15 protein-coding genes and 1 tRNA gene are annotated in these 16,685 nt (G+C 55.8%); all 16 read right to left on the bottom strand.

Going from position 1 to position 16,685, the window contains the following annotated elements; all coding sequences use genetic code 11:
- Position 1: 1 nt before the first annotated feature.
- Positions 2-77: transfer RNA gene (locus tag HA43_RS11035), tRNA-Lys, on the bottom strand.
- A gap of 166 nt (positions 78-243) precedes the next feature.
- Positions 244-1,032 carry a cell division protein CpoB gene (gene cpoB, locus HA43_RS11030; protein ID WP_071668993.1) on the bottom strand — a complete coding sequence of 263 codons (789 nt, stop codon included), beginning with the start codon at positions 1,030-1,032 and terminating at the stop codon, positions 244-246.
- Positions 1,033-1,041: 9 nt separating this feature from the next.
- Positions 1,042-1,569: a peptidoglycan-associated lipoprotein Pal gene (gene pal / locus HA43_RS11025; protein WP_039383250.1), complete on the bottom strand. Its 528-nt coding sequence runs from the start codon at positions 1,567-1,569 to the stop codon at positions 1,042-1,044.
- Between the two features lie 67 nt (positions 1,570-1,636).
- Positions 1,637-2,932 carry a Tol-Pal system beta propeller repeat protein TolB gene (gene tolB / locus HA43_RS11020; protein ID WP_039383247.1) on the bottom strand — a complete coding sequence of 432 codons (1,296 nt, stop codon included), beginning with the start codon at positions 2,930-2,932 and terminating at the stop codon, positions 1,637-1,639.
- A gap of 117 nt (positions 2,933-3,049) precedes the next feature.
- Positions 3,050-4,405 carry a cell envelope integrity protein TolA gene (gene tolA, locus HA43_RS11015; protein WP_094111660.1) on the bottom strand — a complete coding sequence of 452 codons (1,356 nt, stop codon included), beginning with the start codon at positions 4,403-4,405 and terminating at the stop codon, positions 3,050-3,052.
- 25 nt (positions 4,406-4,430) lie between these two features.
- The gene (tolR, locus tag HA43_RS11010) at positions 4,431-4,859 is read right to left on the bottom strand and encodes a colicin uptake protein TolR (RefSeq protein WP_039383244.1); all 429 of its coding nucleotides are present in this window, start codon (positions 4,857-4,859) and stop codon (positions 4,431-4,433) included.
- A gap of 13 nt (positions 4,860-4,872) precedes the next feature.
- Entirely contained in the window at positions 4,873-5,559 is a 687-nt protein-coding gene (tolQ, locus tag HA43_RS11005; RefSeq protein ID WP_039383242.1) for a Tol-Pal system protein TolQ, read from the bottom strand.
- Positions 5,556-5,960, bottom strand: coding sequence for a tol-pal system-associated acyl-CoA thioesterase (gene ybgC, locus HA43_RS11000; RefSeq protein WP_039383240.1), 405 nt, complete (start codon positions 5,958-5,960; stop codon positions 5,556-5,558). Before ybgC ends, tolQ begins: the two co-directional genes overlap by 4 nt.
- A gap of 251 nt (positions 5,961-6,211) precedes the next feature.
- Entirely contained in the window at positions 6,212-6,325 is a 114-nt protein-coding gene (gene cydX, locus HA43_RS10995; protein ID WP_071668990.1) for a cytochrome bd-I oxidase subunit CydX, read from the bottom strand.
- A 15-nt stretch (positions 6,326-6,340) separates the two neighbouring features.
- Positions 6,341-7,480, bottom strand: coding sequence for a cytochrome d ubiquinol oxidase subunit II (gene cydB, locus HA43_RS10990; RefSeq protein WP_039383238.1), 1,140 nt, complete (start codon positions 7,478-7,480; stop codon positions 6,341-6,343).
- 12 nt (positions 7,481-7,492) lie between these two features.
- On the bottom strand, positions 7,493-9,064 hold the full coding sequence (gene cydA, locus HA43_RS10985) for a cytochrome ubiquinol oxidase subunit I (protein WP_094111659.1): 1,572 nt from the start codon (positions 9,062-9,064) through the stop codon (positions 7,493-7,495).
- 550 nt (positions 9,065-9,614) lie between these two features.
- Entirely contained in the window at positions 9,615-10,490 is an 876-nt protein-coding gene (sucD, locus tag HA43_RS10980; protein WP_039383236.1) for a succinate--CoA ligase subunit alpha, read from the bottom strand.
- Positions 10,490-11,656, bottom strand: a complete 1,167-nt coding sequence (sucC, locus tag HA43_RS10975; RefSeq protein WP_039383235.1) for an ADP-forming succinate--CoA ligase subunit beta — start codon at positions 11,654-11,656, stop codon at positions 10,490-10,492. Before sucC ends, sucD begins: the two co-directional genes overlap by 1 nt.
- A gap of 67 nt (positions 11,657-11,723) precedes the next feature.
- Complete coding sequence (gene odhB / locus HA43_RS10970; protein WP_039383234.1) at positions 11,724-12,938, bottom strand: 2-oxoglutarate dehydrogenase complex dihydrolipoyllysine-residue succinyltransferase; 1,215 nt, start codon at positions 12,936-12,938, stop codon at positions 11,724-11,726.
- Between the two features lie 15 nt (positions 12,939-12,953).
- On the bottom strand, positions 12,954-15,761 hold the full coding sequence (gene sucA / locus HA43_RS10965; RefSeq protein ID WP_039383231.1) for a 2-oxoglutarate dehydrogenase E1 component: 2,808 nt from the start codon (positions 15,759-15,761) through the stop codon (positions 12,954-12,956).
- A gap of 206 nt (positions 15,762-15,967) precedes the next feature.
- Positions 15,968-16,684 (bottom strand): succinate dehydrogenase iron-sulfur subunit, encoded by a 717-nt coding sequence (locus HA43_RS10960; RefSeq protein WP_039383229.1) that lies wholly within the window; start codon positions 16,682-16,684, stop codon positions 15,968-15,970.
- Position 16,685: the final 1 nt, after the last annotated feature.

Raw genomic sequence — 16,685 nt, 5'->3', positions numbered from 1 at the left:
ATGGTGGGTCGTGCAGGATTCGAACCTGCGACCAATTGATTAAAAGTCAACTGCTCTACCAACTGAGCTAACGACCCATCTTCAGCGTCGCCGATACGCATTTACATATGTCCCGGCAACGGCGGCATATATTACTGATTTAGCGGGAGGGCGCAACCCTTATTTTCCCGCAGATAGCTCAACTGCTTACCTTTCAGGCGGCAAGACCAGAAATCAGGCGAAATCTGGTCTTTTTCGTACAAATTACAATCCGGCCAGCCGCTTTTGCGCCTGCTTTGCTGACTCACTATCCGGGAACTGCTTGATCACCTGCTGATAAACCGCTTTGGCTTTTGCCGTGTCTTTTTTATCCTGCATGATCACGCCAACCTTAAACAGCGCTTCCGCCGCTTTCGGTGATTTGGGATAGTTCTTCACCACCGTGGCAAAATAGTAAGCCGCATCATCCTTCTTGCCTTTGTTGTAATGCAGCTGCCCCAGCCAGTAGTTGGCATTTGGCTGATAGGTAGAGTCAGGATACTTCTTCACCCATGCCTGCAGTGCAGAGATAGCCTGATCGTACTGCTTCTTCTCCAGAATCAGCGCGACGGCAGCGTTGTAATCGGTATTTGCATCGCCGGTTTGTGCAGGTGCGGCAGCCGTATTACTGCTACCCGCATCAGCGTTTCCCGCTGCGGCACCGGCAGCATCAGCGTTACCGCCGCTCTGTGCAGCGGACTGGCTGCTGCTTAACGTGTCGAGCTGCTGGTAAAGCTGCTTCTGACGCTCAACCGCCTGGTTAAGCTGATAGCTGTTCTGCTGGATCTGCCCGCGCAGGGAATCGATGTCGCTCTGATTATCGCTCATCTGCTGCTGTAACTGCTGCAGCAGCTGCGCCTGAGCATTGGAGATACGTTCAAGAGTGGTGACACGGTCTTCGACCGAGCCTGAGCCAACGCTACTGATTGACGCCTGGGCATTAGCGGCCCAGGGGGCCGCTACGCCAACCAGTAACGACAGACCCGCAAGGGATAGTCTGAAGTTACTAATCATATGATTCTCTTAGTAAACCAGTACGGCACGACGGTTTTTAGCATACGCTGATTCGTCATGGCCCAGTACGGCTGGTTTCTCTTTACCGTAAGATACGATAGACATCTGATCGGCAGAGACGCCTTTGCCCTGCAGATACATTTTCACTGCGTTAGCACGACGCTCGCCCAGCGCGATGTTGTACTCTGGCGTGCCACGCTCATCCGCATGACCTTCGATAGTCACTTTGTAAGACGGGTTGCCGCGCAGGAAAGCTGCGTGCTGATCCAGCATCTGAGCATAGTCAGACTGCACGTCATACTTGTCCAGACCGAAGTAAACGATGTTGTTCTGCTGCAGCTGCTGCATCTGCAGACGCGCCTGCTCGTCAGAAGACATGTTGCCGCCGTTCATGCCAGCGCCAGAGCCCGCACCGTACGCACCATCAGCACCCATACCGGACTGATCGTTGTTGTTGTTTTTGTGTGAGCTACAAGCAGCGACTGCAATCACTGGCAGAGCCAGCATTAAACCCTTCAGCATTTTGTTCAGTTGCATTTCTTTATCCTATTATTTTGTTTGCCATACATAGACTCTCCCGCCGACGAGGCAAGGGAGCGATGCATCACAGATACGGCGACCAGGCAGGTGATTTTACCTGTCCATCAGTTGCCGGAAGACGCGCTTTGAAACGCCCGTCAGTTGAAACCAGCTGCAGCACGGATCCCATCCCCTGAGTAGAGCTGTAGATAACCATGGTGCCGTTTGGTGCCAGACTTGGCGTTTCATCCAGGAACGTGTCCGTTAACGTCTGAACGGCTCCCGTTTCCAGATCCTGTTTGGCGACGTGCTGCGCGCCACCGGCGCTGCTGATCATCACCATGGTTTTACCGTCGGTCGACACATCCGCATCCTGGTTCTGTTTGCCTTCCCAGGTAATACGCTGTGGCGCGCCGCCGTTAACACCGACTTTATAAATCTGCGGTGCACCCGCCTGATCCGAGGTATACGCCAGGGTCTGGCTATCCGGGAACCAGGTTGGCTCAGTGCTGTTATAGCGGCCGTCTGTTACCTGACGGATCTGACCTGAGCCCAGGTCCATTACATAGAGATTCAGGCTGCCCGTTTTAGAGAGGGCGAAAGCCAGCTTAGAACCATCCGGTGAGAACGATGGTGCACCGTTGTGACGCGGGAAGGAGGCAACCTGACGAATAGCGCCATTTGCCAGCGTCTGGATCACCAGCGCTGATTTGCCACTCTCAAACGTAACGTAGGCCAGTTTGCTGCCGTCAGGTGACCAGGCCGGTGACATCAGCGGCTGCGGTGAACGGTGTACCACAAACTGGTTGTAACCATCGTAGTCAGACACGCGCAGCTCATACGGGAACTGGCCGCCGTTGGTCTGCACAACATAAGCGATACGGGTGCGGAATGCGCCTTTAATGCCGGTCAGCTTCTCAAAGACTTCGTCACTGGCGGTATGCGCCGCATAGCGCAGCCACTGTTTTGTTACTTTGAAGGAGTTTTGTGCCAGTACGCTGCCCGGTGCACCACCGGTGTCGACCAGCTGATAGGCGACCTGATAGCTGCCATCGGCGTTAGGTGAGACCTGACCGACCACCACAGCATCAATACCCAGCGCGCTCCATGCGGCAGGCTGAACTTCCTGCGCACTGCCGGGCTGCTGCGGCAGACGTGAGCGATCCAGCGGATTGAATTTACCACTGTTGCGCACGTCAGCTGCCACAATACCGCCGACATCTTCTGGCGCCGCGCCAGGTCCGGCCCATTTAAACGGTACTACACCAATCGGACGGGCAGTGTTAACGCCCTGCGTAATTTCAATGCGTACTTCTGCGTGCAGCACAGCGGCCCACAGCAGTACAAAAAAACCTAAGGTTACACGAAGTGCCTGCTTCATCTTATCTCCCTTACCTGAACCTGAGTTCACGATAATTCGCACAGTTCCTGAAAAAACACGAGTATTTTATAGAATACGGCAAGCTAACCTTAGTTCAACCTGCCGTACGTTACTGCATTATTGCGGCCTGAAACGCATTGGTGCGTTTTTAAACACTTCATACACCGCCTGCGAAGGTGGCTTAGGAATACGCGCCTGCTTCGCAGCGGCAATGGCAGCCTGGCAAAGTGCCGGATCGCCCCCTTCCGATTTCACATCAATCAGCAGCCCATCGGGTGCCAGCTTAATACGTAAATCGCAGCTCTTACCGCGATAGAGATCGGCATCATAGAAGCGGCTTTGGATGGCGCTGGTGATCTGGCCCAGATAGGCGTTGACCTCAGCACCCGATGCACCCGCTTTCTTCTGATTGCCCTGCCCTGCTGCACCACCGCCGCCGGCTGCAGCGCCACTCTTCGGCGCGTTTTTACCGGAGGAGAGGCCGCCCAGCAGATCGTCAACATCGCTTTCGCCCTGCGCGGCTTCAGCAGCAGCCTTTTTCTTCGCGTCCGCGGCTGCTTTGGCTTTCGCCGCTGCATCTGCTTTTGCTTTAGCGGCTGCATCCGCTTTCGCTTTGGCAGCGGCGTCTGCTTTCGCTTTTGCCTCAGCGGCCGCCTTCTCTTTAGCCGCTTCAGCTGCTTTCTCTTTAGCCGCTTCCGCAGCTTTCTCCTTCGCCGCCTCTGCTGCTTTCTCTTTGGCTTCCTGCGCAGCTTTGGCTTTCGCCTCTGCCGCTGCTTTAGCTTTGGCATCGGCCGCTGCCTGCGCTTTCGCTTCCGCCTGCGCTTTGGCTTTCGCCTCAACTGCCGCTTTCGCCTGCTCTGCCGCTTTCTCTTTTGCAGCATCCGCTGCCGCTGCTTTCGCCTGCTCTTCTGCCTGTTTCTTCGCCTCGGCAGCAGCCTGCTTCGCTTCAGCCGCTGCGGTTGCTTTCGCTTCTGCTGCTGCTTTAGCGCGCGCGTCTGCTTCTGCTTTCGCATCCGCTTTCGCCTGTGCGGCAGCGGCTTCAGCCGCTTTTTGCTGCTCCTGAGCCTGCTTTGCAGCCGTTTCGGCCGCTTTCTGCTGCTCAGCCTGCTGTTTAGCCTGCTCTTTCGCTTCCTGCTGCGCCTGCAGCCGCTCTTTTTCCAGCGCTTTCAGACGCTGCTGCTCAGCGGCCTGTTTTTGCTGTAGCTCTTCTGCCTGCTGCTGCGCCTGCTTTTTCCGCTGCTGTTCTGCACGCTGGCTGTCGCTCTGCTGATTTTGCTGACGATTATATTGTTCAACCACAGCACCGGGATCGACCATGACGGCATCAATATCGCTACCGCCGCCGCCGCCGCTCGCTTCAATATGTTCGTTGAACGAGCTCCAGATCAGCAGCGCAATCAGCACGATGTGCAGCGCCACCGAAACGATGATTGCGCGTTTCAACTTCTGGTTCTGTTCGGTTGCCTTCGACACTCTCGGTTCCCAAAAACAAGTCGCGTTAAATCGGCTGCGTCATCAGACCGACTGATTTGACGCCAGCCTGATGAAGCAGGTTCAGCGCTTTAATGATTTCGTCGTAAGGCACATCTTTGGCCCCGCCAATCAGAAACACGGTTTTAGGATTGGCTTCAATACGACGCTGCGCCTCACTGACCACCTGCTCTGGCGGCAGCTGGGTCATACGATCGTGATCCACCACCAGGCTATATTGTCCTACACCGGCCACTTCAACAATCACCGGTGGATTATCATCGCTGGCAACCGTTTTAGAGTCAGTGGCGTCCGGCAGATCAACCTCCACGCTCTGCGTAATGATTGGCGCGGTTGCCATAAAGATAAGCAGCAGCACCAGCAGTACATCGAGCAGCGGAACAATGTTGATTTCCGACTTAAGATCGCGGCGTCCGCGACCACGGGTTCTGGCCATCGTAAACCTCGACTTACTTCGTATTGTCGCTAGAGAAAGCCTGACGATGCAGGATAGCCGTGAACTCTTCCATAAAGTTATCGTAACCCTGCTCCAGCTTGTTAACGCGCTGGTTCAGACGGTTATAGGCCATGACCGCCGGGATCGCGGCAAACAGGCCGATCGCAGTGGCGATCAGCGCTTCTGCGATACCCGGTGCCACCATCTGCAGCGTGGCCTGCTTGACTGCGCCCAGCGCGATGAAAGCGTGCATGATCCCCCATACGGTACCAAACAGACCGATATAGGGACTGATTGAACCCACGGTACCGAGGAAAGGAATGTGGGTTTCCAGCGCTTCCAGCTCGCGGTTCATGGAGATACGCATAGCACGGCTTGCCCCCTCAACCACCGCTTCCGGCGCATGGCTGTTTACGCGGTGCAGGCGGGCAAACTCTTTGAAGCCGGCGTAGAAAATTTGTTCAGATCCGCCCAGCTCATCACGGCGTCCCTGGCTCTCCTGATAGAGACGCGAGAGTTCGATACCGGACCAGAACTTATCTTCAAACGCGTCCGCTTCGCGTCCTGCCGCATTCAGAATGCGCGTACGCTGGATAATGATTGCCCAGGAGGCAATAGAAAAGCCGATCAAAATCAACATGATAAGTTTGACCAGAAGGCTCGCCTTCAGGAACAAATCAAGAACATTCATGTCAGTCACTGCTTGAACTCCGCGACAATAGACTTGGGAAGCGCAATCGGCTTCATCAGGTGTGGGTTAATGCAGGCGATCAGGACATCCGCCTCGTTGAGCACCCTGCCTTCAGCATTGACGATACGCTGGGTGAAGGTCATGGTTGCGCGGGTCATTGAGGTCACTTCGGTCTGTATCTCCAGAAGGTCGTCAAGGCGAGCCGCGGCGATGAACTCCACCGTCATGCGCCGTACCACAAATGCGACCTGCTCTTCTAACAGGACGTGTTGATTGAAATGGCGCTGACGCAGCATTTCGGTACGTGCTCGTTCATAAAAAGCAAGATAGCTGGCGTGGTAAACCACACCTCCGGCATCGGTATCTTCATAGTAGACCCGCACCGGCCAGCGAAACAGCGTTGTACTCACTCTACATCCCGGTCTCATTTTTAAACGTTGCTACTATACGCAAGAGCGATCCGCTTGGGAATGGTCCGCCAGAGCCAGAAGAAAATAATTATCTGACGGTAACAACCAGAAGGAATTACTCAACATTTCCTGACCTGATGCTGACAAAAGTCCTGGTCTGCAGTCAGGCGAGTGTGCCGTTAACAGGCACAAAAAAAGGGCCCGTCCGGACCCCTTTATTACCTCATGCTACCGGCCAGCATGCTGACCGATCAGGCGTTGTCATCCTGTGCACGGTTTGCATCTCTCTGCTCCAGCGCCAGGGCGGTGATCACACCTAATGCGCAGGCCAGCAGCGTGCCGAGGATCCAGGCAAAATACCACATGCAAAAGCTCCTTAATCAGTAGAGAGAGTGCGTGTTGCGTTCAATATCATCTTGGGTAATGCGACCGAACATTTTGTAGTAGCACCAGCTGGTGTAGGCCAGAATGATCGGCACAAAGATGAGTGCGGCGATGGTCATAATCTTCAGCGTCAGCAGGCTGGAGGTGGCATCCCAGAGGGTCAGGCTGCTACCCGGCACGGTGCTGGAGGGCATGATAAACGGGAACAGCGCAATACCGGCGGTCATGATGACGCAGGCCAGCGTCAGGGAAGAGAAGATGAATGCCCAGGCACCCCGCTCGCCGCGCGAACAAAGTAGTGTAAGCAGCGGCAGAACAGCGCCCAGCAGCGGAAACGCCCACAGCAGCGGCATCTGCTCAAAATTACGCAGCCAGGCACCCGCCTCGCGCACCACCTCTTTGCCCAGTGGATTAGAGGCTGCGTGGTGATCGATAACGCTTTTCACTACATAGCCGTCAAGGCCATATTTTACCCACAAGCCCGCCAGCACAAAGGCGATGAGCATCACCAGCGCCCCCGCCTGCGCCGCGCTGCGCGCACGTAAATGCAGCTCACCGCAGGTGCGCATCTGCAGATAGGTGGCGCCCTGGGTCAGGATCATCGCCACGCTGATGACTCCCGCCAGCAGGCCAAATGGATTGAGCAGCTGGAAGAAATTGCCGGTATAGAACAGACGCAGATAGCTATCTGCATGAAACGGCACCCCCTGCAGCAGATTGCCAAAGGCAACGCCTATCACCAGCGGCGGAACAAAACTGCCGGCAAAGATGCCCCAGTCCCACACGGCACGCCAGCGCCTGTCTTCAATTTTGGATCGATAATCAAAACCCACCGGGCGAAAAAAGAGCGAGGCGAGCACCAGAATCATGGCGACATAGAAACCAGAGAAGGCGGCGGCATAGACCATGGGCCAGGCGGCAAACAGCGCACCGCCAGCCGTGATCAGCCAGACCTGATTGCCGTCCCAGTGCGGTGCAATCGTATTGATCATAATACGGCGCTCGGTGTCGCTGCGTCCGAGCACGGGCGTCAGCATACCGACCCCCATATCAAAACCGTCCGCCACGGCAAAGCCGATCAGCAGTATGCCAATCAGCAGCCACCAGACAAAACGTAACACTTCGTAGTCAAACATGGTTGCTCTCCTTTAGCCGCGCTCTGGCTGCGTAGCGATCTGCACTGATTCATTGTGATAGCGGCCGGTTTTCAGGCTGCCCGGCCCCAGGCGGGCAAACCGGAACATCAGATACATCTCTGCCACCAGAAACAGCGTGTAGAGTCCGCAAATCAGCGTCATCGAAAACAGCACGTCTCCCACGGTCAGCGAAGAGTTCGCTACGGCGGTGGGTAACACTTCACCGATTGCCCACGGCTGACGCCCGTACTCCGCAACAAACCAGCCCGCCTCGATAGCGATCCACGGCAGCGGAATGCCATACAGTGCGGCTTTCAGCAGCCAGCGCTGCTGACCGATCCGGTCGCGGACTACGCTCCAGAATGAGAGGGCAATAATCGCCAGCAACAGCGCGCCGCACAGCACCATGATACGGAAGGCAAAATAGAGCGGCGCCACGCGCGGAATGGCGTCTTTCACCGCCTGTTGTATCTGCGCTTCGCTGGCATCGGTGACCGTCGGGGTGTAGCGCTTAAGCAGCAGGCCGTAGCCAAGATCCTGCTTGCTGGCTTCAAACGCGCGGCGGACTTCCGGGTCCTGATTGCCGCTGCGCAGCGCATTGAGCAGGCCATACGCTTTGATGCCGTTACGGATCCGCACCTCATGCTGAGCCTGCAGTTCTTTCAGGCCGGTAACGGGTTTATCCACTGAGCGCGTGGCGATAAGGCCAAGCAGATACGGAATCTGAATCGCATATTTGTTCTCCTGCGTCTCCTGATTCGGTATACCAAATAACGTAAAGGCGGCGGGTGCCGGCTGGGTCTCCCACTCCGCCTCAATTGCGGCCAGTTTGGTTTTCTGGACATCCCCCATCTCGTAGCCCGACTCATCGCCGAGCACAATCACCGAGAGCACTGCCGCCATGCCGAAACTGGCCGCAATAGCAAAGGAGCGGCGGGCAAACGCCACATCGCGCCCTTTAAGCAGATACCAGCCGCTGATCCCCAGAACAAACATAGCGCCAGCGGTATAGCCCGCCGCCACGGTATGTACAAATTTCACCTGTGCGACCGGGTTAAGCACCAGCTCTGAAAAGCTCAGCATTTCCATACGCATGGTTTCAGCGTTGAATGCTGCGGCGATGGGATTTTGCATCCAGCCATTGGCCACCAGGATCCAGAGCGCAGAGAGGTTGGATCCCAGCGCCACCAACCAGGTGACCGCCAGATGCTGAACTTTGCCCAGCCGGTCCCAGCCAAAGAAAAACAGGCCTACAAAGGTGGATTCAAGAAAGAACGCCATTAATCCTTCAATGGCCAGCGGCGCCCCGAAAATATCGCCGACGTAATGGGAGTAATAGGACCAGTTAGTGCCGAACTGAAACTCCATGGTGAGTCCGGTGGCCACGCCCAGCGCAAAGTTGATGCCAAACAACTTGCCCCAGAATTTGGTCATATCTTTATAAATCTGTTTGCCCGACAGCACGTAGACGGTTTCCATGATCGCCAGCAGAAACGCCATACCCAGCGTTAATGGCACGAACAGAAAGTGGTACATCGCCGTCAGGGCAAACTGTAAGCGCGACAGCTCGACAATATCTAACATGAGAACTCCTTGCTCTTCGCATGCCGCTGTGTTGCCGGACGGTAAACGGCGCAACAGCGTGCAGGAACGGCTGATTATTAATTCCGGTTTTATTACCCGCAGACAGCGCAATCTGCGGCCCGGAATGAGCGAGTAATAGTGGTGATAATTCCCTGAAAATATCGCTTCACATTTCTGTCATGCAGGCGTCAGCGTCAGATGCCACAATATTTATCCGGGGGCATACGACTCAGACGGCTGTTATCCGTGGCAAAACTGTGATTTGATGCAGCGCAATTTATACCGGCCGGGTTGTTTTTAGCCAGCAGTAAAGTTTGCTATAACACGCTATTATTTGATCTGGATTAAGATATAAAGTTTACGAATATGTAGCCTGAAAGAGTTGTTAAAGCGATGTCAAAAGCTGCCGCGTTTAATTAAAATTACGATTACTTTTTCTGTGAGTTATTAACTTTAAAATCCGCCGCGTCGGATAATAAATGAAAACCGCTACGCTGCAGGCATAAAAAAAGCCACCCGCAGGTGGCTTATGCTTATTCAGTCAGCGCAATCAGTTAGCAGGCAGAACCGCTTTTACCGCATCACCGATATCGGCCAGGCTGCGGACGGTTTTCACACCTGCCGCTTCCAGCGCAGCAAACTTCTCGTCAGCCGTGCCTTTACCGCCGGCAATGATGGCGCCAGCATGGCCCATACGTTTGCCTTTCGGCGCCGTTACGCCTGCGATGTAGCCGACAACCGGCTTGGTGACGTGCTCTTTGATAAAGGCTGCCGCTTCTTCTTCCGCGCTGCCGCCGATTTCACCGATCATCACAATCGCTTCGGTCTGCGGATCGTCCTGGAACATCTGCAGAATATCGATGAAGTTAGAGCCCGGGATCGGGTCGCCACCGATACCGACACAGGTAGACTGGCCATAGCCAATATCTGTGGTCTGCTTAACCGCTTCATAGGTCAGGGTGCCGGAACGTGACACGATGCCCACGCGGCCTGGCTGGTGAATGTGGCCTGGCATAATGCCGATTTTGCATTCGCCTGGGGTGATCACGCCAGGGCAGTTAGGGCCAATCATGCGCACGCCTGCTTCATCCAGCTTCATTTTCACAGTCAGCATATCCAGCGTCGGAATACCTTCAGTGATGGTGATGATCAGCTTGATGCCCGCGTCGATCGCTTCCAGGATACCGTCTTTGCAGAACGGAGCCGGAACGTAGATAACCGTCGCCGTTGCGCCGGTCGCTTCTACCGCTTCACGCACGGTATTGAACACCGGCAGGCCCAGATGGGTAGTGCCGCCTTTACCTGGCGTTACGCCGCCAACCAGCTGCGTGCCATAGGCCAGCGCCTGCTCAGAGTGAAAAGTCCCCTGGCCACCGGTGAAACCCTGGCAGATGACTTTGGTGTTCTTGTCGATCAGAATGGACATTATTTACCCTCCGCTGCAGCAACAACACGCTGTGCCGCGTCTGTCAGGCTGGTTGCTGCAATGATGTTCAGACCGCTGTCCGCCAGTTTCTTAGCGCCCAGCTCAGCGTTGTTACCTTCCAGACGTACCACTACCGGCACGTTGACACCCACTTCTGCCACTGCGCCGATGATGCCATCAGCGATCAGATCGCAACGGACAATACCGCCGAAGATGTTAACGAATACCGCTTTTACCGCGTCGTCAGAGAGGATGATTTTGAAGGCTTCGGTTACGCGCTCTTTAGTTGCGCCGCCGCCGACATCAAGGAAGTTTGCAGGCTGGCCACCGTGATGCTTCACGATATCCATTGTGCCCATCGCCAGACCCGCACCGTTGACCATACAGCCAATGTTGCCTTCCAGCGCGACATAGTTCAGCTCCCACTGCGTTGCGTGCGCTTCGCGTGGATCTTCCTGGCTTGGATCGCGCATTTCGCGCAGTTCAGGCTGGCGGAACAGCGCGTTGCCGTCTGCGCCCAGCTTGCCATCCAGGCAGATCAGGTCGCCCTGTTTGGTGATCACCAGCGGGTTGATCTCAACCATCGCCAGATCGCGCTCCAGGAACATGGTAGCCAGACCCATAAAGATTTTGGTGAACTGGCTGACCTGCTTACCGGTCAGACCCAGTTTGAACGCCAGTTCGCGGCCCTGGTATGGCTGCGGTCCCGCTAACGGGTCGAGCGCCATTTTGTGGATCAGGTGCGGAGTCTCTTCCGCCACCTTTTCAATTTCCACACCGCCTTCGGTTGATGCCATGAAGATCACGCGGCGCGTAGCGCGATCGACGACCGCACCCAGATAGAGTTCCTGATCGATATCGGTTGCCGCTTCAACCAGAATCTGGTTAACCGGCTGGCCCAGCGCATCTGTCTGATAGGTCACCAGACGTTTACCCAGCCAGTGCTCAGCAAATGCACGGATCTCTTCTTTACTTTTCACTACCTTCACGCCGCCCGCTTTACCACGGCCACCGGCATGAACCTGACATTTCACTACCCACGGGCCTGCGCCAATTTTTGAGGCGGCTTCTTCGGCTTCACGTGGCGTGGTGCAGGCATAACCAGTCGGTGCTGGCATACCATACCGTGCAAACAGCTGCTTCGCCTGGTATTCGTGTAAGTTCATGATGTTCTATCCATTCAGATCTGAAACATTTAAATGTGGGCGCGCATCGCTGCGCGCCCGGCGAAAATCAGACATCCAGCAGCAGACGAGCCGGATCTTCCAGCATCTCTTTCACTGCGACCAGATAGCCTACCGATTCACGGCCATCGATCAGACGGTGATCGTAAGAGAGCGCCAGATACATCATCGGCAGGATCACCACCTGACCATTGACCGCCATTGGACGATCTTTAATGGCGTGCATGCCCAGAATGGCGCTCTGCGGCGGGTTAATGATTGGCGTTGACATCAGCGAACCAAACACGCCGCCGTTGGTGATGGTGAAGTTACCGCCGGTCAGCTCTTCAACTGTCAGCTTGCCATCACGGCCTTTCACCGCCAGCTCTTTAATTTTCTTCTCGATATCCGCCATGCTCAGCGCATCCACATCTTTCAGCACTGGCGTCACCAGACCGCGCGGCGTAGAAACGGCGATGCTGACATCGAAGTAGTTGTGGTACACCACATCTTCGCCATCGATAGAGGCGTTCACTTCCGGGAAGCGCTTCAGGGCTTCAACGACCGCTTTGATGTAGAAGGACATAAAGCCCAGGCGTACACCGTGACGTTTTTCAAACGCCTCACCATACTGCTTGCGCAGATCCATGATGGGCTTCATGTTGATTTCGTTGAACGTGGTCAGCATGGCGGTGCTGTTTTTCGCTTCCAGCAGACGCTCAGCCACGCGTTTGCGCAGGCGGGTCATCGGCACGCGCTTCTCGCTGCGGTTAGCAACCGGAGCCGGAGCCGCCGCTTCAGCAGCCGGAGCCGCTTTCGCTTCCGGCTTTTTCGCCAGGTGCTTTTCAATATCTTCGCGCGTCAGTCGGCCACCCACGCCGGTGCCTTTGATCTGGCTGGCGTCGAGATTGTTTTCCGCGATCAGACGGCGTACAGCAGGGCTCAGCGCGTCGCTGCTCTCTTCTTCCAGCGACGCGGACTGGCGCTGTGCCGGTGCAGATTCATTGCTCTCAACTTTCGCTGAGGTCTCTTTCCCGCCGCTGTTGCCCTCTTTCAGGCGACCAAGCAGCTGGCGCGAGGTGACGGTAGCACCCTCTTCTTCCAGCACGGCTTCCAGAATACCATCAGCAGCAGCAGGAACTTCCAGCACCACTTTATCGGTTTCAATTTCGACCAGCACTTCATCACGGCTGACTGCATCGCCAGGTTTTTTGTGCCAGGTTGCAACCGTTGCGTCCGCTACGGATTCAGGTAAATCGGGAACGAGAATTTCTACGCTACTCATTTTCTTTCCTTTTTATTAACCAAGGTTCAGCGCGTCGTTGACCAGGTCTTGCTGCTGTTGTTGATGTACGGACATATAGCCCACGGCCGGTGAAGCAGATGCCGGACGGCCTGCGTAACGCAGCGACGCACCAAAGGGAACCACTTCGCGGAAATGATGCTGACTGCAATACCATGCGCCCTGATTGAGCGGCTCTTCCTGACACCAGACGAAATCCTGGACATGGGCGTAATCTTTTAACGCTTCCTGTACCGCTTTGTGCGGGAAAGGATAGAGCTGCTCGATGCGCACAATGGCAACATCGCTCTGCTCGTTTTTGCGACGCTGTTCCAGCAGATCGTAGTAGACCTTACCTGAACAGAGCACCACGCGTTTAACCTGCTGCGGATCGAGCGCATCGATCTCGCCAATCGCCGGCTGGAAGCTGCCGTTTGCCAGATCGTCCAGGCTGGAGATCGCCAGCGGATGACGCAGCAGCGACTTCGGCGACATCACAATCAGCGGACGGCGCATACCGCGCAGCGCCTGACGACGCAGCATGTGGTAAACCTGAGCCGGGGTAGATGGCACGCAAACCTGCATATTCTGCTCAGCGCAGAGCTGCAGATAACGCTCCAGGCGCGCTGAGGAGTGCTCCGGACCCTGACCTTCATAGCCGTGCGGCAGCAGCATCACCAGGCCACACATGCGGCCCCACTTCTGCTCGCCCGAGCTGATGAACTGATCGATAACCACCTGTGCGCCGTTGGCAAAGTCACCAAACTGCGCTTCCCAGATGGTCAGCACGCGCGGCTCTGCGGTGGCGTAGCCATATTCAAACGCCAGTACCGCCTCTTCCGACAGCACGGAGTCCCAGACTTTGAACTCTCCCTGACCATTATGAATATGGTGCAGCGGCGTATAGGTAGAGCCATTCAGCTGGTTGTGGATCACCGCATGGCGGTGGAAGAAGGTGCCGCGTCCGGAATCTTCGCCAGAGAGACGCACCGGAATGCCTTCATCCACCAGCGTGGCGTAGGCCAGATTCTCTGCCCCGCCCCAGTCAAACGGTTTGTTGCCTTCCGCCATCTCTTTGCGGTCGTTGTAAATTTTGGCCACGCGCGACTGCACTTCAACCGCTTCCGGAACCGTGCTGATACGGCGCGCCAGCTCCTGCAGGCGTTTCAGCTCAACCGTTTCCGGGTAGCTCTCATCCCACTCGTGGTTGAGATAAGGGGACCAGGTAAACGAGTGCAGGCTCATCGGGCGCCATTCCGGCACCACGCACTCACCGGCATCCAGCGCATCGCGATAGAGGTTAACCAGTTCAGTGGCATCTTCCTGCGAGGCTACGCCCTGGCTCTGCAGGCGGTCGGCGTAAAGTTTACGCGGCGTCGGATGCTTTTTAATCTTCTGATACATCAGCGGCTGCGTTGCACTTGGCTCATCCGCTTCGTTATGGCCATGACGGCGATAGCAGACCAGATCGATAAAGACATCACGCTTAAAGGTGTTGCGGTAGTCGAGCGCCAGACGGGTAACAAAAGCAACGGCTTCCGGATCGTCCGCGTTCACGTGGAAAATAGGTGCCAGCACCATCTTACCGATATCAGTACAATAAGGCGTGGAGCGCGCATCTCTTGGATTTGACGTGGTAAAGCCAACCTGGTTATTGATCACGATACGCACCGTACCGCCAACTTCATAACCACGCGCCTGCGACATGTTCAGGGTTTCCTGCACCACACCCTGACCAATTACCGCTGCGTCACCGTGAATGGTGATAGGCAGAACTTTGTTACTGCCCGGCTCAGAGAGACGATCGAGGCGGGCGCGTACGGAGCCCATGACAACCGGGCTGACAATCTCCAGATGCGACGGGTTAAACGCCAGTGCCAGATGCACCAGGCCCCCTTCGGTTTCAACATCGGAAGAGAAGCCCATGTGGTATTTCACATCACCGGTACCCAGATGCTCTTTGTGCTTGCCGGCGAACTCATCAAACAGATCCTGCGGCTTTTTGCCCAGTACGTTGATCAGCACGTTCAGACGTCCGCGGTGCGCCATACCCAGCACCACTTCGCGCGTGCCGCTTTTCCCTGCGTGGCGAATCATTTCGCGCAGCATAGGCACCAGCGCATCGCCACCTTCCAGTGAGAAGCGTTTGGCGCCGGGGAATTTCGCCCCAAGATATTTTTCCAGACCTTCGGCTGCGGTCAGCTCTTTCAGGAAGCCTTTTTTCTCTTCCGCGCTGAATGAAGCCTGTCCAGCCACTGATTCAAGACGCTGCTGGATCCAGCGCTTCTCTTCAGTGTTGTTGATGTGCATATACTCTGCGCCAATCGACCCGCAGTAGGTCTGCTGCAGGGCGGCGTAGAGATCGGCCAGCTTCATCGTCTCTTTGCCAATCGCAAATGAGCCTACGTTGAAGCTTTCCTGAAAATCGGCGTCGGTCAGATCGTGAAAGGCCGGGTCGAGATCGGCCACGATATCCTGTTTCCACAGGCCAAGCGGATCAAGATTAGCGTGCTGATGGCCGCGGAAACGGAACGCGTTAATCAGCTGCAGGACTTTAACCTGTTTGGAGTTAGTAGCCGGATCGGTAACGGTAGAGGTGTAGCGGGTAGCATCCTTCGCCAGGCGGCGGAAATAGTCACGCGTCGTGGAGTGAAACTGCTCTGGTTTTACGCCGGTACCTGGCAACTGCTGGAACAGGTCGCGCCACACTTCATCAACAGAGTCAGGATCGGTCAGGAAATCCTCATAGAGTTGCTCTATGTAAGACTGGTTCGCGCCGGCCAGCCAGGAGGAGTCCAGCCAGGGTTTCATCGCGCTGTTCTGCATTGTGATCCCTTAAGCATTAAGCTGCTTTTTATGAGGTTTCATTTGTTGCCGCTTTCACGGCTTGCCGTAGTGAGTTCAGCGATACGAACCTGTGCGCTACCGGCGCCGGGCCCGTAAGGGAACCTTTATAAGCGTGGTCAGCACCGCGCTTATAGAGGCTTCCATACGCTGCCGGGAACCTGAGTTCCCGGCAGGACTTCTTAGCTTTACGCCCCGCGCTGCAGCAGCATCGACTTGATATGGCCGATGGCGCGCGTCGGGTTCAGCCCTTTCGGACATACGCTCACACAGTTCATGATGCTGTGACAGCGGAATACGCTGAAAGCATCACTCAGATTGTCGAGACGCGCATCCGTTTCCGTGTCGCGGCTGTCAATCAGGAAGCGATAGGCAGCCAGCAGACCGGCCGGACCGATAAACTTATCCGGGTTCCACCAGAACGACGGGCAGGAGGTTGAGCAGCAGGCGCAGAGAATACACTCATACAGGCCATCAAGGTGCTCACGCTCCGACGGGCTCTGCAGATGCTCACGCGCCGGCGGATTCTCACCGTTGTTCAGCAGGAACGGTTTGATTTTCTCATACTGCGTATAGAACTGGCTCATGTCGACCACCAGATCGCGCACAACCGGCAAACCTGGCAGCGGGCGAATCACGATCTTTTTACTGCCGTTACCCAGTGCTGAGACCGGAGTAATGCAGGCCAGACCATTTTTGCCGTTCATGTTCAGACCATCTGAGCCGCAGACACCCTCGCGGCACGAGCGACGAAACGCCAGCGTTGGATCCTGCTCTTTCAGCCGAATCAGCGCATCCAGCAGCATCATGTCGCGCCCGTCTTCCGACTCCAGGGTGTAATCCTGCATGCGCGGCTTGTCATCGACGTCCGGGTTATAACGGTAGATTGAAAATTCGAGTTTCATC

Origin of the sequence: Pantoea eucrina (assembly GCF_002095385.1) — a bacterium.
In the GTDB taxonomy this organism is placed as follows: Bacteria; Pseudomonadota; Gammaproteobacteria; order Enterobacterales; family Enterobacteriaceae; genus Pantoea; species Pantoea eucrina.
This window is presented reverse-complemented; position numbering and strand designations above follow the sequence as displayed.